Source organism: Mycobacterium sp. IS-1556, from assembly GCF_001499985.1.
Taxonomy (GTDB): Bacteria; Actinomycetota; Actinomycetes; order Mycobacteriales; family Mycobacteriaceae; genus Mycobacterium.
Window position 1 is genome coordinate 344,946 of the sequence record NZ_LQIM01000034.1, and the last position, 18,965, is coordinate 363,910.

The window sequence follows — 18,965 nt, forward strand, 5'->3', positions numbered from 1 at the left end:
CTAGACCCGCCGCCGGCGCAGTGGCTCGCGCCCCGGCGGCTGCTGTGGCGTCGGCAGCAGCGGCTCGCACCGGTGGACCGGCACGGTGCTCGGCGCTCGGGAGTCCAGCTCCAGATACTCGCCGCCGTGGCGGATCCACAGCGAGGCGTCCGGGCCGTCACGAAGCGTGTAGGTGACGTCGTCGTGGTTCACGTCGACGGTCAGCCGGAAGTTCCTCCACCGCAACCGGAATCGGAGACACGAGATCCCATCGGGCAGCCGCGGGTCCAGCGAAAGCACCCCTTCGTCGTCACGCAAGCCGCCGAAACCCGCCACCAGCGCGGTCCACGCCCCGGCGAGCGACGCCATGTGCAGACCGTCGCGGGTGTTGCGGTGCAGATCCCGCAGGTCGATCATCGCGGCTTCGTAGGTGTAGTCGTGAGCGAGTTCGAGATGACCGACGTCGGCGCACATCACCGCCTGCGTACAGGCCGACAGCGACGAATCCCGGGTCGTGCGTCGTTCGTAGTAGTCGACGTTGCGGGCCTTCTGTTCGGCGGTGAAAGCGTGGCCCTGCCAGTGCATCGCCAGCACCAGGTCGGCCTGCTTGAGCACCTGAGCCGGATAGAGCCGGACATACGGCTCGTTCATCAGCAGCGGGTAGATCGTGTTGCTCGTGAAGTCCCACTCCCGCAGCGTGGTGAAACCCTCGCACTGGGGATGCACACCCAGCTCCTCGTCGAACGGAATGTGCGCGGAATCGGCGGCGTGGCGCCAAGCGGCCATCTCCTGAGTGGTGACGCCCGCAGCGTGGGCTGCGTCCACGTTGCGCGCGCAGGCGTCGGCGGCTGCCCGGAGGTTGGCCGCCGCCATCAAGTTCGTGAACACGTTGTCGCGCACCACCGCCGTGTACTCGTCGGGGCCGGTCACACCGTCGACATGCCAGACCCCGTGTCGGTCGTGATGCCCGAGCGACTGCCACAGCCGGGCGGTCTCGATGAGCACGTTGAGCCCGCATTCCGCTTCCAGCGAATGGTCGCCGGTCACGATGCGGTACCGCTCGAACGCCATCGCGATGTCGGCGTTGACGTGAAAGCCGGCGGTGCCTGCCGGCCAGTACGCCGAGCACTCCTCGCCGCGGATCGTGCGCCACGGGTATGCGGCACCTTCGAGATCGAGTTGAGCCGCCCGTTTCTGGGCGAGCGGCAGGATCGACGCGCGCCAGCGCAGCGCGTCGGCCGCCGCCGTCGGATGGGTGTAGGTCAGCACCGGAAGGACGTAACCCTCGGTGTCCCAGAAGGCGTGGCCGTCATAACCCGTTCCGGTCAGCCCTTTGCCGGGAATCGCGCGGCGCTCGGCGCGCGCGCTGGCCTGCAGCACGTGGAAGAGCCCGAAGCGAACCGCCTGCTGGCAGTCGGGGTCGCCCTCCACCTCGACGTCGGCGCCGTCCCAGAAATCGTCGAGATACGCCCGCTGCGCATCGAGTAGGCCCTGCCAGCCGGTGTACCGGGCGCTGCTCAGCGCGGCGGCTGCCTGGTCCCGCAGCGCAGGGCGCGACCGCAGGCTGGACCACCCGTACGCGAGATACTTGACGATGCGCAGCTGCTGGCCGGGCCGCAACCCGCAGATCACCGTGGTGTTGGCCCAATCCAGGCCTGCGCCGGTGTCGACCTCGAAGCGGCCCGGCACCTCGATGTCGTGGTCCATCGCCGCGGCCATCATCAGGTTGCTGCCCCGGGTGCGGTGCAGCAGGATCGCGCCCCGGTCCGAGTGTTCGTGCTGCACCGGGTCCAATGGCTTCTCGAGGACGGCCGACACCCGAGGATCCTTCGACGACGCGGGCAACTCCTCGTTGGCGACGAGTTCGGATTGCAAAGTCACCCGCGCGAACTCGTCGACCGCCTCCACGACGTACTCGATTGCCGCGACACTGCGCTGGGTGAGCGAAACAACCCGCGTGGAAACGACTTTGACCTTCTTGCCTGCCGGTGACTCCCAGAGCGCGGTGCGGGTCAGGGTGCCTGACCGCAGATCCAGTACACGTTCGTGCTCGTGTAGAGCGCCGTAGCGCACGTCGAACGGTTCGTCGTCGACCAGCAGTCGCACCAGTTTGCCGTTGGTGACGTTGACGACGGTCTGCCCGTCCTCGGGATAGCCGAATCCGGCCTCGGCGTACGGCAGGGGACGGCACTCGTAGAAGGAGTTCAGGTACGTGCCGGGAAGGGCGTGTGGTTCTCCTTCGTCGAGGTTTCCGCGTAACCCGATGTGACCGTTCGACAACGCGAACAGCGACTCCGATTGCGCGAGCATGTCGAGGTCGAGCGACGTCTCCCGGACCTGCCACGGCTCGACGGGGAATATGTCGTCGTTGAACGTCATGTGAGCAGCTCCGCCAGGTCGGACACCACGACGTCGGCTCCGTTGCGTCGCAACGCTTCTGCCTGCCCGACCCGGTCGACGCCGACCACCAGACCGAAGTGTCCGGCCCGTCCTGCCGCCACGCCGGACAGCGCGTCTTCGAACACGGCGCCTTGTCCGGGTTCGACGCCGAGAAGTTCCGCTGCGCGCAGGAACGAATCGGGTGCGGGCTTTCCGGCGATGTTCTCCTCCCGCAGCACGACACCGTCGACCCGGTGTCGCACGTATTGCGCCAGCCCCGTCAACTCGAGTACCTCGCGCGTGTTGGCGCTCGAGGAGACCACGGCGATCCCCAGTCCGGCGTTCGCGACCGCCTCCAGATAGCGGCGCGATCCCTCGAACACCTCGACACCGTCGGTCTGCAGAACGCGCTGGAACATCTCGTTCTTCCGGTTGCCCAGCCCGGACACGGATTCGCGCTCGGGCCCGTCGTCCGGGGCACCGTCGGGCAACTCGATGCCCCGGCTGAGCAGGAATGACCGCACGCCGTCCTCCCGCTTCTTGCCGTCGACGTAGCTCAGGTAGTCGCTCTGGACGTCGAACGGTGTGAACAACTCGCCGATGCGTTCCGCCCGCCGTCGAAGGAAATCGTCGAACATCGCCTTCCACGCCTTCTTGTGCACGCTTGCGGTGTCCGTGAGCACGCCGTCGAGGTCGAACAGCACCGCTCGGATCCCGGCGGGCAGACCAAGTTTTTCCGTCAGCTCTTCGGTTCCAGGCACCATTAACCCATTCCCGTTATCGCGCGCGGGCATGCTTGTGCATCGAGGAACTTACTGCAGCGAAGGCGCGCAGGGGTGCCGATCACGCGGTCGAGCCTGCGATGCGAGCGCCGGCGGCGCGGGCCCGAGCCGGCTGAGCGGAACATGACTCGCGGTCCGGCGGGCGTTAGGTGTCTGGCGCGCATATCGTTTCGGCTGCGGCGGCGAAGTGGCCGTGGCGACGCGCCTTCGACTGCGCGGTTACGGCGTTGAACTGAAATTGACGCACACAGCAAACCGGTGCCTTATATTGAGCGGGCTTGCCGGTTCCCACCCGCAGGCGCTACCCGAGAAAGGGACACCGATGACTTATCCGCCGCAGTCTCCGCCTCCGCCTCCGCCTCCGCAGGGGTACGGCCCGCCGCCCGGCGGTGTTCCCGCGCAGCAGCCCGACAGCAACCTCGTGTGGGGAATCCTCGTCACGGTGTTGTGCTGCTTGCCGTTTGGCATCGTGTCGATCGTGTACGCCAGCAAGGTGTCCGGGCTGTGGGCGCAGGGTCAGTATGCGCAGGCGCAGAAGGCGTCGGACGACGCAAAGAAGTGGGCGATATGGGGTGCGATCGCCGGCGTGATCGTCATCGTCATCTACGGGATCATCGCCGTCGCGGGCGGTATGTCGTACGGCATGTGACGGACATACGCCCGTTCGCCGCGCTGGGGGCGTCTGACGTCGACGCCGCCAACTAGACTGGCCCGGTGACATCAGGATCTCTCCGACCCGTACTGGTTGTCGACTTCGGAGCGCAGTACGCGCAGTTGATCGCTCGCCGGGTCCGCGAGGCGCGGGTGTATTCCGAGGTGATCCCGCACACCGCCAGCGTGGAGGAGATCAAGGCCCGTGATCCTCAGGCCATCGTGCTCTCCGGCGGCCCGGCCAGCGTCTACGAGGACGGCGCCCCGCGGCTGAACCCGGAGCTGTTCGACTTGGACGTACCGGTATTCGGCATCTGCTACGGCTTTCAGGCGATGGCACAGGTGCTCGGCGGAACCGTCGCGCGCACCGGGACGCGCGAGTACGGCCGCACCGAGTTGAAAGTCACTGGTGGAGAATTGCATTCGGATCTGCCTGCAACTCAGCCGGTATGGATGAGCCATGGCGACGCGGTCACCGAGGCTCCCGAGGGCTTCGAGGTGGTGGCCGCCAGCACCGGTGCGCCGGTCGCGGCGTTCGAGAATCGGGGCAGGCGACTGGCCGGTGTGCAGTACCACCCCGAGGTGATGCACACGCCGCACGGTCAGCAGGTGTTGAGCCGCTTCCTGCACGAATTCGCCGGTATCGACTCGACCTGGACGCCGGCCAACATCGCCGAGGCGCTCGTCGAGCAGGTGCGCGAGGAGATCGGCGACGGGCGGGCCATCTGCGGGTTGTCCGGCGGGGTGGACTCTGCGGTGGCCGCCGCGCTCGTGCAACGGGCCATCGGCGACCGGTTGACGTGCGTGTTCGTCGACCACGGGCTGCTGCGGGCGGGGGAGCGGGCGCAGGTGCAGCGTGACTTCGTCGCCGCCACCCACGCCAACCTGGTCACCGTCGACGTCGGCGACCGGTTTCTCGAGGCGCTGACGGGGGTGACCAACCCGGAAGGCAAACGCAAGGTCATCGGCAGGGAGTTCATCCGGGCGTTCGAAGGGGCGGTGCGCGGCCTCGTGGAGGGTGGTGGCTCCGCCGACGAGCGCTTGCGCGAGGAGCCAACTGGTGATGTCGAATACCTGGTGCAGGGCACGCTGTATCCCGATGTGGTGGAGTCCGGCGGAGGTTCTGGCACCGCAAACATCAAGAGCCACCACAACGTCGGGGGCCTGCCCGACGACCTGAAGTTCAAGTTGGTCGAGCCGCTGCGGTTACTGTTCAAGGACGAGGTGCGAGCGGTCGGCCGTGAACTGGGTCTGCCTGAGGAAATCGTTGCGCGCCAACCGTTTCCGGGCCCCGGCCTGGGCATCCGGATTGTCGGCGAGGTCACGGCGTCGCGGCTGGAGACCCTGCGTCGCGCCGATGCGATCGCCCGCGAGGAACTCACCGCCGCCGGGCTCGACAACCAGATCTGGCAGTGCCCCGTCGTGCTGCTGGCCGACATCCGGTCGGTGGGCGTGCAGGGCGATGGCCGGACCTACGGGCATCCGATCGTGCTGCGTCCGGTGTCCAGCGAAGACGCCATGACCGCCGACTGGACTCGGGTGCCTTACGAAGTGCTCGAACGCATCTCGACCCGCATCACCAACGAGGTGGCGGAGGTCAACCGGGTGGTGTTGGACGTGACGAGCAAACCGCCCGGCACCATCGAGTGGGAGTAGCCTTCCCCGCGAGCTGGGCCCACACCGCAGGTAGGGGATCGCGAAGTGCCCCTTTTCCGCCGCTTTTCGGGGCACTTCAGGTCTGCTCGCCCTTGCTTCCGGCGTCCTTCTCGATGACGTCCCCGAGGACCTCACCGACCAGCGACTCGATCGTCGACTCGATCGAGAACGCCAAGGTCGCCGATACCGCGGACACCGCCTGGGTGCGGAACCGCACGAGCATGGTGATCAGTTCGGCGATCTCGGTGTCCGGCGGTAGCGCGGCGCCCGGGTTGATGCGGTGCAGCACCTCCTCGATGCCCGCCTGAACCAGGATGCCGCTGATCTGGTCGATCAGCGGGGCGATCCGCTCGTGCAGATCGATGAGCTTGTCGGTGCCGACGCCGTACTGGCGGATGTCGTTGAACGCCTCGATGAGCTTGGGCCGCACGATGACGGCCTCTCCGTCCTCCAGCTTGATCACGCCGAGCCCGACCATCCGGTCGAAACCGGGGTCGTCGTCGACCAGCCGCCTCGCGTCGGCGACGCTCATCCGCTCGGGCTTCTCCGTCGCCCAGCTGCCCGCGATCGCCGACTCGAGCCCGAGGATCTCGCCGACGCCCTTGCCCTGCTCCCACGCCGACAACATCTCGCGCACATGCGAGATGTTGTAGCCGCGGTCCAGCAGCGACGTGATCAGCCGCAACCGCGTCAGATGGGTGTCGTTGAACAGCGCGATCCGGCCGACCCGCAGCGGCGGGTGCAGTAGACCACGGTCGCGGTACACCCGGATGTTGCGGGTGGTGGTGCCGGCCAACCGGGCGAGTTCCTCGATGCGGTACTCGCCGGACGCCTCGACACCGTGGGGTTGCACGGCCGCGTCGAACAGTTGCGAGACCGCCGTCGCGACCACATCGCGTGAACCGCGGCGCACGCGTTTGTCCGCTCGCCGAAGCCCGTTGAGGATCGCCGAGATCGGTCCCGCCGGCGGTCGCGGCTGCCGTCCTGTCACGTCAGGCCGGTGTCGTGACCGCGTAGGCGTCGCGCGCTACCGCGACGTAGTCGTCGCGCCGGAAGTCCCGCATCTGTCGAAGATACTGGGTGGCGAAGCCCGGGTACATCGACGCGTTGAACCCGTCGGCGGTCAGGTACCAACTGCGGCAACCCGACATCCAGGTGGTCTTGGTCAGCCGCTTCTGGATCTGCTCGTTGTAGCGCCGCTGGACGTCCTCGCGCACATCGAGATAACGAAGGCGTTCGCGGAGAATGGTGGTGATCGCCCGCACGGTGTAGTCGAGCTGGCCCTCGACGTAGACCAGAAGCGAGTTGTGGCCCGGGCCGGAGTTCGGACCCGTCATGAAGAACAGGTTGGGGTAGCCGTGGGCGTTGACGCTCTTGTAGGCCTGTGCGCCGCCGGCCCAGTCCTCGCTCAGCTTGCGGCCACCGACACCGGTCACCGGAAACGGCGGTCCGGTCAGATGAACGTCGTAACCGGTGGCGAAAACCACGCAGTCCAAGTGGTGTTCGACGCCGTCGCTGGTACGGATGCCGGCCGGGCTCATGGTCGCGATCGGCCAGTCGATGAGCTTGCAATTGTCCCGTTGCAGCGCCGGATAGTAGTCACTGGACATCAACATCCGCTTGCAGCCCGGCGTGAAGTCGGGGGTGAGCTGGCGGCGCAGCCATGGATCCTTGACCTGTAACCGTAAGTGCGCCTTGCCCAGCCGGGCGACCAGCCCAGTGAGCGGGGTGTCCCACACCAGCGCGGTCGCGGTGAGTTCGTGACCCCAGAACAACGCCTGCCGCGCGACCTCCTGCGCTGCAGGAACTTTCGCGAACAAGGTCTGCGCGGCAGCCGGTGTGGCGATGTCCAGTCGGGGCAGCACCCAGCCCGGCGTGCGCTGGAAGACCTTGACGAAGTCGGCCCGCTTCACCAGTTCGGGCACAATCTGCACCGCGCTGGCGCCCGTACCGACGACGGCCACCCGCTTGCCGGTGAAGTCGTAGTCGTGGTCCCACCGCGCGCTGTGGATCTTGTGACCCCGGTAGGTGTCGAGGCCGCGGATGTCGGGCCACTTGTGGTCGGGCAGCGGCCCGGATGCCATGACGACGGTGCGCGCCCGAAAGCGTTTACGTCCCTTGGCTTTCACCGTCCACACGCCATCGGCCTCATCGAAGTGCAGGCCGCTCACCTCAACACCGAACCTGATGCGCTGGCGAAGACCGAAATCGTCGACCATGTCCTCGATGTGCGCGCGGATCTCCTCGCCCGGCGAGTAGGACCGAGTCCAGTTCGGATTCCTGGCGAACGAGAATGAGTACAGCAGCGACGGAATGTCGCATGCCGCACCGGGATAAGTGTTGTCGCGCCAGGTGCCGCCGACCCGGTCGCCGCGTTCGAGGATGACGAAGTCCTGCACACCCGCCTCAGTGAGCTTGATCGCCGCGCCGATGCCGGTGAACCCGGCGCCGACGATCAGCGTGTCGTGGATCTCCATGTCAGGCCGCCGGCTCGTGGGTGACCTCTTTGACCCAGCTCGGCACCGACGGCAACAACGGCCTCGGGTACCGGTCGGACAGCCACACCATGGAGTTGGCAAGGAGGTGGTAGGGGTGGCGCGGGTTGGTGACGACGCCGGCGTAGCGCCGCAGGAAGCGGTATGTCGGCACCCGGTTGGTGTACTCGCCGCGATCGCCTAGTTCCTTGAACCTCTTCACCGCCCGGTACAGCCGCTCCGGCTCCATGCCCATGGCGACGATCTCGTTGCGGATCCTGTTGATCAACGGTGCACCCATGACCGCGCCGATGATCAGCCCCGGAGTGGCGTTGTGGCCGACGAAGTCGATCAGCAACCGCCGGATCCTGGCATGGCCGATCATGTCGAGCACCTCGAAATCGACCACGAGGTGCCGGGACTCGTCGTTGTTGATCTTCTCGAACACCCGGTGGCACACGGGGTCGTGCACCTCGTCGAGCAGGAACTTCAGCAGCGCGCCGTCGAGGGCGACCTCGAGCATCGGAATGACCGTGCCGAGCAGCGACAGCGGCATGTCGTCGGCCCACCGGTCCAGCCAGTCGATGGCCAGCCGGATGTTGACGTTGGGCTCGGGAACCTCACCGTCTTCGAGCATGCCCCACCGCTTCATCAGCGCCAGTTCGGCGTTGGCATGCCGTTGCTCCTCGGCATGGAAGTAGCGGTAGATCTCCGCGATCGTCGGCGTCGGCGCCTTCTTGGCCAGCGCCGCAAACCCGCGTGCCCCGATGTTCTCGATCCAGCACAGGTCGGCCATGAAGGCCTTCAACTTCGGGCGCTGCTCGTCGGTGATCAACTCGGCGCCAGGAGCGTCCCAGTCGATGTCGGCCAACGCCCACTGCCGGTCTTTGATCTTGGCCAGCATCGCGTCCATGTCGATCTTGGTCTTGGGGGTCATCGGGAACCTCCTAGGTGGTGACGCGGTTGGTGAGCCCGACGGCGCGGGTGTACGCCGTCGGCGTGAATCTTTTGATGCCCCAGCCGATTCGGGCGTCGGGCTGCGGCATGCAGTACAGGCCGCCGCGGTCGAGGGTGTCCAGGCAGGTGCGCGCCACCCGGCTGGGCGAGAAGCCGGTCCAGCGCATCAGCCGGTCGGCCAACTGGGTGGACTTGGCCGAGATACGGCCGGACTGGACGATGTTGGTTTTCACGAAAGTGGGGCACAGCGCCGTGACGTGCACGCCGGTGCCGCTCAGTTCGGCGGCCAGGGTCTCCGACAGCGACAGCACCCCCGCCTTGCTGACGTTGTAGGCGGCCATCCCCGGGGCCGCGCCGAACGCCGCGGCGGAGGCGACGTTGATGATGCCGCCGTAACCAGCGTCGCGCAGAATCGGCGCGAACACATGACAGCCGTTTATCGGGCCCCACAGGTTGATGTCGAGCACCCAGCGCCAGTCGTCGAGGCTCACCTCGCCGATCGGTAGCCCGCCGGCGCCGACGCCGGCGTTGTTGATCACCACGGTGGGCGGACCGTCGAACCAGGATTGCGCCTCGTCGGCCAGCGCGGTGACATCGTCGATGCGGGTGACGTCGCAACGCATCGATATCGCCTGGCCGCCATCGGCTTTGATCGCGTCTGCCGTTGTGCGGGCGGCGTTTTCGTCGATATCGCTACACACCACTCGGCCACCGCGGTTGGCGAGTTCGATGGCGAAGGCGGCGCCGATGCCGCTGCCGGCGCCGGTGATGACGGCCGCGGCGTCGCGGCTTCGCTTGCGTCCGAAGATCATCGCGTCACCCACGCAAGCACCGGCGCATCGTTGAGCACCGTCGAAGTACACCACCGATTGGTGACATTTGTCAATGTCATCAATTGTTGATGTCGGCGACCGCGGCCGGGCACCTTCGTCGGCGAGCGACCAGGGCCACCTTCGTCGGCGAGCAGTCGCAAGGTGCTCGCTTTCGACGCGGTTTCGGGGCAGTTTGCGTCTGGTCGCCGGAAGAAGTCCGCTTGACGCTTGTCGGTGGGTGGGTGTTTACTCGGCGTATCGAACATACATTCGAAAAACTTGTGAGTCAGGCGATGCAGGAGGTGCTGATGTGACAGCTGTCGTCAGCCTGGATCGGCGCCAGCTTACCCGCGCTGAACAGGTAGAACACCTGCGTCGCAAGATGGCGGCGGTCTCCAGCAAGGTCGGTGCCGGCCGACGCGGCGCGGCGCCCTCGGCCGATCAGCTTCCGGCCTCGGAAACTTTGCTGCCGATGCCCGAAACCCTCGCCGAACTGTCCTCCGCGCCGTTGCCGCGCGGCACCGTGGCAGTGGTGACCGGGGCCCGGTCGCTGCTGCTGAGCATGGTGGCGGCGGTGACGGCGGACGGCGGGCATGCCGCGATCGTCGGCCAACCCGACGTCGGTCTGCTGGCGGCCGTGGAGATGGGTGCCGACCTGAGCAGGATCGCGGTCGTCCCCGAACCCGGGGCCGATCCGGTCGAGGTCGCCGCGGTGCTGATGGACGGTATGGATTTGGTTGTGCTCGGCCTGCGCGGGCGATCCGTGCCGGCAAGTCGTGCGCGGGCGGTGGTGGCCAGGGCGCGGCAGAGGGGATGCACCCTGCTGGTCACCGGCGGCGACTGGCAGGGGGCGTCGGCCCGACTGGAGGCCAGGGTGTGCGGTTACGAGATCACGGGTCAGGGGCGCCCGGGGTTCGGCCGCATCAGCCGGGTGCGACTGGCCATGCGGGCCGGGGGACGGGCCTTCGGTTCCGGGCGTGCAGTGGGCGGATGAGTGTCCACGCGCGTTCTCGCCATCTGGTGCATGGACTGGCCGGCCGTCGCCGCGGCGGCAGCGGCGGACCTGCCGTCGACCGCACCGATCGCGGTGACGCTGGCCAACCGGGTCATCGCCTGTTCGGCGTCGGCCCGATCGGCCGGTGTGCGGCGGGGACTGCGCCGCCGGGAAGCGCAGGCGCGGTGCCCGGAACTGCACGTGGCCACGGCCGACCCGGCGCGCGATGCCCGCCATTTCGAAGGCGTGACACTCGCGGTGGACGACCTGGTGCCGCGGGCCGAAGTGTTGCGGCCGGGTCTGCTGGTACTGCCGGTCCGGGGTGCCGCCCGCTACTTCGGGTCCGAACAAGCCGCCGCTGAGCGGTTGGTCGACGCAGTGGCCGCTGCGGGTGCCGAATGCCAGGTAGGTGTCGCCGACCAGTTGCCCACCGCTGTGTTCGCCGCGCGGGCGGGGCGGATCGTCGAGCCCGGGCAGGATGCGTCGTTCCTGTCGGCGCTGTCGATCCGTCAATTGGCCACCGAGCCCAGCCTGGCCGCGCCGGGGCGGGAAGACTTGGCAGACCTGCTGTGGCGCATGGGGATTCGCAACATCGGACAGTTCGCCGCACTGTCCCGCAGCGATGTCGCTTCGCGGTTCGGTGCCGACGCGGTGGCCGCGCACCAGTTCGCCCGCGGCGAGCCCACCCGGGGTCCGTCGGGACGCGAACCCGAACCGGAACTCGACGCCGTCATGGACTGTGACCCGCCCATCGACCGGGTGGACGCCGCGGCGTTCGCTGGGCGCTCGCTGGCCTCTGAGCTGCACCGTGGCTTGGCGGCGTCCGGGGTGGGTTGCACCCGCCTTGCCATCCACGCCATCACGGCCAACGGCGAAGAGCTGGAACGGGTTTGGCGCTGCGCCGAACCACTGACCGAGGACGCCACCGCCGACCGGGTGCGCTGGCAACTCGACGGCTGGCTGAACAGGCGCAACCCCAACGACCGGCCCACCGCGCCGATCACGGTGATCCGGTTGCGTCCGGTGGAGGTGGTGTCGGCCGAAGCGCTGCAGCTGCCGCTGTGGGGTGGTGTTGGAGAAGAGGATCGGCTGCGGGCCCGTCGCGCGCTGGTGCGCGTGCAGGGTCTGCTCGGACCGGAGGCGGTGCAGGTGCCGGTGCTCAGCGGTGGTCGGGGGCCCGCCGAACGCATCACGCTCACCCCGCTGGGGGATGAGCCTGTACCGCGGGCCGACCCTCGTCAGCCGTGGCCGGGCCGACTGCCCGACCCGTCGCCGACCGTGTTGCTCGACGACCCGGTCGAGTTGTTCGACGTCGACGGCCGTCCGGTGCGGGTGACCGCTCGCGGCCTGTTCTCCACCGATCCGGCGCGGCTGGCCGCACCCGGCAAGGTGGTCAAGGGCGGTAGGTTGGCCTGGTGGGCTGGGCCGTGGCCGGTCGACGAGCGGTGGTGGGATCCCGAACAAGACCGGGCCGGCCGCACCGCACGCGCGCAGGTCCTGCTCGACGCGTCCGCCCGCGACGCCCAGCCGGGGCAGGCCCTGCTGCTGTGTTACCGGCAGCGACGGTGGTACGTCGAAGGGATTTATGAGTGACACCGGCACCACCGGGTACCCGCACACCGATGACCGCCATACCGCCAGACCCCGACCCACCCGACACGCCGGACCTCGAGCCCGGTGGTGGAGTGCCGCCCGGCTCGACGCCGCCCGACTCCGACCAGACCTCGGGCGTGGGCGCGGTGGAGTCGCGGCCGCGGCATCGGTGGACGCCCACGGCCGTCGCAAGCGTCATCGCGGTCGCGCTCTTCGTACTGTTGTTCCTGGCCGCCGCGGTGTGGCTGATCGTCGGTTAAGCCAGGCGCCGCGCAAACGCGCCGACGCGGGCGATGAAGCGGTCGAAGAACGCGCCCGGGTCGACGTCAACGCCGATGAGCGCGTTCGGTTTCCGGCCCCACCGGTTGCTCCAGTCAGCGATGGTCATGCCGCGGGTCAACGTGCCCGTCAACTCGACGTCGACGGTGGTCGCCCGGCATGTGACGAGGTCGGGGTCCAGCGCCACCGCCGCGGCCAACGGGTCGTGCAGATGCGCCAGATAGCCTTCGCCCTGGTCGAAATGAAACTCGAAGTAGAACCGCATCGCGTCCTCGAGCACCGCGATCAGCGGGTTGGCCGTCGCCGACCGGGTGCCGCGGTCATCGGACACGCTCATCGCCACCGACGTCGCGCCGGCCTCCGCCGCCAGCCGGTTCAGCAGCGCGGGTGTCATCGCGATGTGCTCGGTCAGGTTCAGCCCCAACACAATCGGCAGATGTGTGGGCTCTCCGCCGCCCCACGCCGCGTTCCATCCCGTGAACACCTCGGCCGCGGCTTCCGGGTCCACGCTGATGTTCCATTCCGCCACCGGGGTGGTGTTACCCCGATAGTCGAACGCGCCACCCATGATCACCAACCGGCGCAACAACATCGGTAGCGCGGGGTCCATGCGCAGCGCCAGTGCCAGGTTGGTGAGCGGGCCGACGGCAATCGCGACCAGTTCACCCGGATACGCACGCGCCGCGCGCACCCATGCCTCGGCGGCATCGTAGGGCGTGAGTTGCCGCTCGGTCGCAGGCAACCGGGCATACCCCAGGCCCGCGGGGCCGTGGGTGTCCTCAGCGGTGCGCAGCAGCGAGCCGATGGGCTGTTCGGATCCCTTCGAGACCGGGATGGGCGGCATCCGGCACAACTCCAGCAGACCCAAATTGTTGCGGCAGACCTGTTGTACCGCAACGTTTCCCGCGGTGGACGCGATCCCCACCACCTGGGCGTCGGCGCCGGCGAACAGGTACGCCAACGCCATCGCATCGTCGACGCCGGTGTCGACATCGGCGAACACGGGCTGCGTCACGCCGCCAACGATAGGAAACCTCGGTTACCAGTGCACACCCGGGACCAGCCGCGCCGCGGTCTTGACCGGCCGCGGCACCCGCAAGGTGGGCACCGCCCGCGTCGGCCGCCTGGGGCGTCGGGTGCCGCTGGGCCTGGTCTGCGCGGACGTCTCGCCGCGGGCCGCTGCGGAATCCGGGAAACCGAGATACAGCTGGTGCAGCACGCGCCGCGACAGCCGCGGTGTGAAGTAGTTGCCGAAATCGGCGAACGTGCCCAACGGTGTGTCGATCCGGGCGGGTTTGTCGATCAGGCCGCGCACCACCATCGCCGCGGCGTGCTCGGCACTGATCGCGGGGACCGGGTTGAGCCGCCGCGACGGCACGATCATCGGCGTGCGCACCAGGGGCATGTGGATGTTGGTGAACGTGATGTGGTCCGACAGTGTCTCGCTCGCGACCACGTCGGCGAACGCGTCCAGCGCCGCCTTCGTCGGCAGGTACGAGCTGTACTTGGGGTTGCGGGCCTGCACCCCCGCACTCGACACGTTGACGACGTGACCGAATCGCCGTTCGCGCCAATGCGGCAGCAGCGCAAGCACCATCCGCACCGCTCCGAAGTAGTTGACGGCCATCACCCGCTCGTAGTCGTGCAGCCGGTCGGTGGACGCGACCACCGACCGACGGATGGAGCGTCCCGCGTTGTTCACCAGGTAGTCGACGTGGTCGAACCTGCCCAGAATGTCCTTCACGGTGCTCTCGACCGAATCGGAGTCGGTGACATCGCAGGTGAACGCGTTTGCTCGGCCACCGGCGGCGCGGATCTCGGCGACCAGTTCGTCGAGTGCATCGGCGTTGCGCGCCAACGCGAACACCGTCGCCCCGCGTTCGGCGACCGCGATCGCCGACGCCCGGCCGATCCCGCTCGACGCCCCGGTGATGATCACGTGCCTGCCGACCAGCGGTCCCGCCGGATCGTCGCGGCGGGCCCGGTCGGGGTCGAGATGCGTGGCCCAGTAACGCCAGAGCGCCGGCGCATAATCGGCGAATTCAGGCACCGCAATACCGGTGTCGCGCAACGCTTCCTCGGTGCGCTCGGCCGTGAATGTCGGCATCAGGTCGACCACGTCGAGGATCTCGGCGGGCACTCCGAGTTGGGTGGCCGCCATGTTGCGCACCACCTTCGCGCGACCGCCGACTTTGAGGAAGGGCGTCGCGGCCGAGCGCGGCAGCGAGGCGCGCAGCGGCGGCAGTCCCGCCGCCTTGCCGACGCCGCGGTAAATGCCCCGCAGGCCAATGGTTTTCGGCGCGGTGAGATGGAACGTCTGACCGTCGCGATCCGGCATGTGCATCAACGCGACGAGCGCGTCGACCACGTAATCGACCGGAACCAGATTGGTGCGGCCGGTGTCGGGCAGCGCCATCGGGGTGATCGACGGCAGCTTGGCCAGCTTCGCCAGCAACGGGAAGAAGTAGTACGGCCCGTCGACCTTGTCCATTTCACCGGTACGCGAATCGCCGACGACGACGGCGGGCCGGTACACCCGGTAGCGCAGGTCGACGGCGCTGCGCACCAGCAACTCTGCTTCGAACTTGGTCTGGTGATACGGCGTGGGCAGTTCCTGGCCGACATCGAAGTCGTCCTCGGTGAACTCGCCGCGGAAGGTGCCCGCGACCGCGATCGACGACACGTGGTGCAGCGTCGCGTCGAGTTGTTTCGCCACTTCGATCACCGCGCGGGTGCCCTCCACGTTGGCTGCGCGCTGGTCGGCATCCGAGGCGGTGATGTCGTAGATCGCGCCGCAGTGCACCACGTGGTCGACCGCGCCGGCGTCGGTGAGCGCCTCGGGCGTCAGCCCCAGGTTCGCCGCGGTGAGGTCGCCGACCAGCGGTTTCGCGCGCTCACCCCACGTCGCCGCCAACTTCTCGAACCGGGACAGCGACTCCCGGCGGACCAGTACCAGCACTTCGGCGTCCCCGTCACGGGCCAGCAACTGGGACACCACTCGCCGTCCGATAAACCCGGTACCGCCGGTAACGACATAACGCATGCGAGTCATCGTGGTCCTCGCCCGGTGAAACGTCAATGCCGTGTGACGCAGCCGTTGTCATCCGGCGGATATCGTTCCCGGTATGCCACTCGACCCCAACGCCATCGGCGCCAAGACCGAACCGCAACTGTTCGAATGGACCGACCGCGACACCCTGCTTTACGCGCTGGGTGTCGGGGCGGGCACCGCCGATCTCGCGTTCACCACCGAAAACAGCCACGGCATCGAACAGCAGGTGCTGCCGACCTACGCGGTGATCGCGTGTCTGCCGTTCGCGGCGGCGGCGATGATCGGCTCGTTCAACTTCGCGATGCTGCTGCACGGCTCGCAGGGGATCCGGTTGTACGAACCGCTCAAGCCCGCGGGCAAGCTCAGCGTGGTTGCCGAGGTCGCCGACATCCAGGACAAGGGTGAGGGCAAGAACGCGATCGTCATGCTCAAGGCGACGGGTACCGATCCCGACACGTCGAACGTCGTCGCGGAGACCTTCACGACAGCGGTGATCCGTGGCGAGGGTGGCTTCGGCGGGCAACCGGGGCAGCGACCCGTCGCGCCGGAGATTCCCGACCGGGAACCGGATGCGCGAATTGCGCTGCCCACGCGCGAAGACCAGGCGTTGATCTACCGGCTGTCGGGCGACCGCAATCCGCTGCACAGCGACCCGTGGTTCGCCCGCGAGTTGGCCGGCTTCCCGAAGCCGATCCTGCACGGGCTGTGCAGCTACGGCGTCGCGGGCCGCGCGCTGGTCGCCGAACTCGGCGGCGGCGATGCGACGAAAGTCAGCGCGATCGACGCCAGGTTCACCTCGCCGGTGTTCCCGGGCGAGACGCTCACGACGTCGATCTGGCGGACCGAGGCCGGCCGCGCGGTGTTCCGCACGGAGGCCGCCGATCCCGACGGTTCGAACGCCCGCCTCGTCCTCGAGGACGGCGCCGCGGAATACCGGGACTGACCGGCATTTGGTCGATCCGCCGGCATCGCCTGGTCTGGATTGACAGGATGGTCGACCATGAGGCTCGTCGTTGGTTATCTGGCCACTTCAGGCGGTGCCGATGCGGTGGCGCTCGGGGTGCGGCTGGCCCGTACGCTCGGCGCTGAGCTCGACCTGTGCATCGTGCTGCCGCCGGACCGGGTGGCCCCGTCGATCAAGCCGATCGGCGATTTCGAGGAGCACCTCATCGCGCAGGCTCGGGAGTGGCTGACCGCCGCCAGTGCCACGGTGCCCGACGACATCGTCGTGAGCAGCCATGTCCGGTTCGACGACTCGTCGGCCGACGGGCTCATTCAGGAGACGGCGCGCGTCGAGGCCGACATGATCGTCGTCGGCGCAGCGGGCGGCGGTCTGGCGGGTGGCTTCTCACTGGGGTCGGTGGTCAACGAGCTGCTGCACTCGGCTCCGGTGCCGGTCGCGGTGGCGCCTCGGGGAACCCGCGACTCGGGCATCGACCGCGTGCGAGAAGTGACATGTGCGATCGGGGAGCGCGCAGGCGCAGACATCCTGCTGGACACCGCAGTTCAATTCAGTCGGGCGGCAGGTACGCCGCTGCGGTTGGTGTCGCTGGTGGCCTTGGACCCGACGTTCGGGGCATTGCGTAAGGACGGCGACGCGGCGCGGGAGCGGGCGCTGGCGCATGCGCGCTACGTTCACGAGTCGGCGAAAGCCGAGCTGCCGCAGGGTTTTCCCGTGGCGTCGACGATCGTCGATGGTGCGACGGTCGAAGAGGCGGTGAGCAAGCTGGACTGGCAGGACGGGGATCTGATCATGGTCGGGTCGAGCCGACTCAGCGCGCCGCGGCGGCTGTTCCTGGGGTCGACGGCGGCCAAGATGCTGCGCGTGCTCCACGTCCCGATGGTGGTGGTGCCGCGCGAACAACTCGGCCCAGAGGACCTGCCGTAACAGTCTGACGACGCCAACGTCGAGATTGCACACAGGGTTGTTGCGACGAAACAACCGCAGCCCTCCGCGCAATATCGAGCGTAGGACTGCGCGCGCTACAGCCCGGACGGATACGTCTCCGGCACTTCGCCTTCGATCCACTCACTGGTGCGCTCGAGCGGCTCGAGCGCTTGGGTGCGGTCGATGTGGATCACCGCGTCGAACTGACCGGCCGGCCGGACATGAAAGTAATGGCTCTGGCGTTCGGTCTGCGGTCGGTAGATGACGCCGATGGCGCGGGCCAACCGCGTCTGGTCGAGCGGCTCGGCTGCGACGCGGCCGTCCGCACGCATGGCCACATAGAAGGAGCGTGCACCCACTTCCGACAGCAGGCCTTCGACGCTGTCCGGCCGGGCGGGCCGGACCATCTTGCGCTCGGCGGCGCCGCCCCACCGGCTGGCCGCAGTCACCGTGCCGGTGGAGGTGGAGAATCCGATCAGTCGGGTGTGCTCGCCGTAGCGCTGGCGGGCCAGGGCGCCCAGCGTGGTCTGCCCGTCGGCGGACATCTCGGTGGCCCGGGCGTCGCCGACGTGAGAATTGTGTGCCCACACCACGATTCGGGCTCGGCCGGAGCCGTCGTGATCGAGGTGCTGCAGCAACGCGTCGAGCGTGTCGGCCATGTGTGTGTCGCGTAGGTTCCAGGTGTTGACGCGGCCGGCGAACATGCCGCGGTAGTACGCCTCGCCGTTGCGCACCACGTGCGCATTGCGTTCGGCATAGAAGGCCTCGTCTTCGGCGAGCAGGCCGTCGCGGCGGGCGTACTCGACGGCATGGCGCTGGACGTCGAGCAGTTGGTCGATGGCCGCCTGCTCGCAGTCCTGACCCGCGCCGAACGCGGCGGCGTGACCGTAGGCCTGGCCGTCTTCGTCGGATGAGGCGTGGTCGAAGCACGAATAACGTTCACGCGCGCGCGCCGCCGCGGCCGCGTCGACTTTGTCGAGGTACCCGATCACCTCCTCCATCGACCGGTGCAGGCTGTACATGTCGAGGCCGTAGAAGCCCGCCTGCTGTTCGTAGGCCCTGTTCCGGTTGTGGGCACGCAACCACTCGGCGAAGTCGCGGATTACGGTGTTGCGCCACATCCAGGTGGGGAAGCGACGGAAACCGCGCAGGGCCTGCTCGGCGTCGGCGTCGCCTCCGATGCCGCGGACATATCGGTTCACCCGGTAGGCGTCGGGCCAGTCGGCCTCGGCGGCGACGGCGAGGAAGCCCTTCTCCTCGATCAGCCACTTCGTCATCTCGGCCCGGGCTCGATAGAACTCGTGGGTGCCGTGTGAACTCTCGCCGATCAGCACCACCCGTGCGTCCCCGATGAGCGCGTCCATTACGTCGGGTGGTGGCACGCCGTCGGGTGCGTCGACGATGATTCCTCGCACCTGATCGGCGGCCGTCGCAGCTCGGACCATGGTCTTTCGCATACCCGAAACACC

At 68.1% G+C, this 18,965-nt stretch carries 15 protein-coding genes and 1 pseudogene; 7 read left to right on the forward strand and 9 right to left on the reverse strand.

What is annotated here, in order from left to right; genetic code table 11:
• Positions 1 to 2,358, reverse strand: a complete 2,358-nt coding sequence (locus tag AU187_RS18205) for a glycoside hydrolase family 65 protein (protein ID WP_059167091.1) — start codon at positions 2,356 to 2,358, stop codon at positions 1 to 3.
• Positions 2,355 to 3,101, reverse strand: a complete 747-nt coding sequence (locus AU187_RS18210; protein WP_286132050.1) for a beta-phosphoglucomutase family hydrolase — start codon at positions 3,099 to 3,101, stop codon at positions 2,355 to 2,357. Before AU187_RS18210 ends, AU187_RS18205 begins: the two co-directional genes overlap by 4 nt.
• Before the next feature lie 361 nt (positions 3,102 to 3,462).
• Between AU187_RS18210 and AU187_RS18215 the strand changes: the two genes are divergently transcribed.
• Both AU187_RS18215 and guaA read left to right on the forward strand, forming a co-directional pair.
• Positions 3,463 to 3,789: a CD225/dispanin family protein gene (locus AU187_RS18215; protein WP_082691851.1), complete on the forward strand. Its 327-nt coding sequence runs from the start codon at positions 3,463 to 3,465 to the stop codon at positions 3,787 to 3,789.
• A 65-nt stretch (positions 3,790 to 3,854) separates the two neighbouring features.
• Positions 3,855 to 5,447: a glutamine-hydrolyzing GMP synthase gene (gene guaA / locus AU187_RS18220; protein ID WP_059167094.1), complete on the forward strand. Its 1,593-nt coding sequence runs from the start codon at positions 3,855 to 3,857 to the stop codon at positions 5,445 to 5,447.
• A 76-nt stretch (positions 5,448 to 5,523) separates the two neighbouring features.
• Here guaA and AU187_RS18225 read toward each other — a convergent pair whose 3' ends face one another.
• Genes AU187_RS18225 through AU187_RS18240 form a run of 4 tightly spaced genes read right to left on the reverse strand, consistent with a single transcriptional unit; the run spans position 5,524 to position 9,690 of the window.
• On the reverse strand, positions 5,524 to 6,438 hold the full coding sequence (locus AU187_RS18225; RefSeq protein ID WP_059167095.1) for a MerR family transcriptional regulator: 915 nt from the start codon (positions 6,436 to 6,438) through the stop codon (positions 5,524 to 5,526).
• A gap of 1 nt (position 6,439) precedes the next feature.
• The gene (locus tag AU187_RS18230; protein WP_059167096.1) at positions 6,440 to 7,924 is read right to left on the reverse strand and encodes a flavin-containing monooxygenase; all 1,485 of its coding nucleotides are present in this window, start codon (positions 7,922 to 7,924) and stop codon (positions 6,440 to 6,442) included.
• Position 7,925: 1 nt separating this feature from the next.
• The gene (locus AU187_RS18235; RefSeq protein ID WP_059167097.1) at positions 7,926 to 8,858 is read right to left on the reverse strand and encodes a ferritin family protein; all 933 of its coding nucleotides are present in this window, start codon (positions 8,856 to 8,858) and stop codon (positions 7,926 to 7,928) included.
• A gap of 10 nt (positions 8,859 to 8,868) precedes the next feature.
• Entirely contained in the window at positions 8,869 to 9,690 is an 822-nt protein-coding gene (locus AU187_RS18240; RefSeq protein ID WP_059167161.1) for an SDR family NAD(P)-dependent oxidoreductase, read from the reverse strand.
• 310 nt (positions 9,691 to 10,000) lie between these two features.
• Here AU187_RS18240 and imuA' point away from each other — a divergent pair, with 310 nt between their 5' ends.
• The 3 genes from imuA' to AU187_RS18255 are packed head-to-tail and all read left to right on the forward strand — an operon-like array spanning position 10,001 to position 12,537.
• On the forward strand, positions 10,001 to 10,684 hold the full coding sequence (imuA', locus tag AU187_RS18245; RefSeq protein WP_059101454.1) for a DnaE2-dependent mutagenesis accessory factor ImuA': 684 nt from the start codon (positions 10,001 to 10,003) through the stop codon (positions 10,682 to 10,684).
• Between the two features lie 30 nt (positions 10,685 to 10,714).
• Positions 10,715 to 12,277, forward strand: coding sequence for a DNA polymerase Y family protein (locus tag AU187_RS18250; protein ID WP_059167162.1), 1,563 nt, complete (start codon positions 10,715 to 10,717; stop codon positions 12,275 to 12,277).
• A 29-nt stretch (positions 12,278 to 12,306) separates the two neighbouring features.
• On the forward strand, positions 12,307 to 12,537 hold the full coding sequence (locus tag AU187_RS18255) for a DUF6480 family protein (RefSeq protein ID WP_059101455.1): 231 nt from the start codon (positions 12,307 to 12,309) through the stop codon (positions 12,535 to 12,537).
• Here AU187_RS18255 and AU187_RS18260 read toward each other — a convergent pair.
• Together AU187_RS18260 and AU187_RS18265 are read right to left on the reverse strand one after the other, a co-directional pair.
• Entirely contained in the window at positions 12,534 to 13,571 is a 1,038-nt protein-coding gene (locus AU187_RS18260; RefSeq protein WP_059167098.1) for a nucleoside hydrolase, read from the reverse strand. The two genes, AU187_RS18255 and AU187_RS18260, sit on opposite strands and share 4 nt — an antisense overlap.
• Positions 13,572 to 13,595: 24 nt before the next feature.
• On the reverse strand, positions 13,596 to 15,599 hold the full coding sequence (locus AU187_RS18265; RefSeq protein ID WP_172800295.1) for an SDR family oxidoreductase: 2,004 nt from the start codon (positions 15,597 to 15,599) through the stop codon (positions 13,596 to 13,598).
• Positions 15,600 to 15,681: 82 nt separating this feature from the next.
• On the opposite strand from AU187_RS18265, the gene AU187_RS18270 reads away from it, so the two are divergent.
• The gene (locus AU187_RS18270) at positions 15,682 to 16,551 is read left to right on the forward strand and encodes a MaoC family dehydratase (RefSeq protein ID WP_059167100.1); all 870 of its coding nucleotides are present in this window, start codon (positions 15,682 to 15,684) and stop codon (positions 16,549 to 16,551) included.
• 57 nt (positions 16,552 to 16,608) lie between these two features.
• Entirely contained in the window at positions 16,609 to 17,496 is an 888-nt protein-coding gene (locus tag AU187_RS18275) for a universal stress protein (protein WP_059167101.1), read from the forward strand.
• 95 nt (positions 17,497 to 17,591) lie between these two features.
• On the opposite strand, the pseudogene AU187_RS18280 reads toward AU187_RS18275, so the two are convergent.
• Positions 17,592 to 18,932, reverse strand: a pseudogene (locus AU187_RS18280) (erythromycin esterase family protein); the annotation flags it as partial.
• Between the last annotated feature and the right edge of the window lie 33 nt (positions 18,933 to 18,965).

Coding starts and splice junctions, on each gene's coding strand:
- AU187_RS18205 (WP_059167091.1), bottom strand. CDS start 2,358: ATGACGTTCAACGACGACATATTCCCCGTCGAGCCGTGGCAGGTCCGG.
- AU187_RS18215 (WP_082691851.1), top strand. CDS start 3,463: ATGACTTATCCGCCGCAGTCTCCGCCTCCGCCTCCGCCTCCGCAGGGG.
- AU187_RS18230 (WP_059167096.1), bottom strand. CDS start 7,924: ATGGAGATCCACGACACGCTGATCGTCGGCGCCGGGTTCACCGGCATC.
- AU187_RS18235 (WP_059167097.1), bottom strand. CDS start 8,858: ATGACCCCCAAGACCAAGATCGACATGGACGCGATGCTGGCCAAGATC.
- AU187_RS18240 (WP_059167161.1), bottom strand. CDS start 9,690: ATGATCTTCGGACGCAAGCGAAGCCGCGACGCCGCGGCCGTCATCACC.
- AU187_RS18250 (WP_059167162.1), top strand. CDS start 10,715: ATGGACTGGCCGGCCGTCGCCGCGGCGGCAGCGGCGGACCTGCCGTCG.
- AU187_RS18255 (WP_059101455.1), top strand. CDS start 12,307: ATGACCGCCATACCGCCAGACCCCGACCCACCCGACACGCCGGACCTC.
- AU187_RS18265 (WP_172800295.1), bottom strand. CDS start 15,599: ATGCGTTATGTCGTTACCGGCGGTACCGGGTTTATCGGACGGCGAGTG.
- AU187_RS18270 (WP_059167100.1), top strand. CDS start 15,682: ATGCCACTCGACCCCAACGCCATCGGCGCCAAGACCGAACCGCAACTG.
- AU187_RS18275 (WP_059167101.1), top strand. CDS start 16,609: ATGAGGCTCGTCGTTGGTTATCTGGCCACTTCAGGCGGTGCCGATGCG.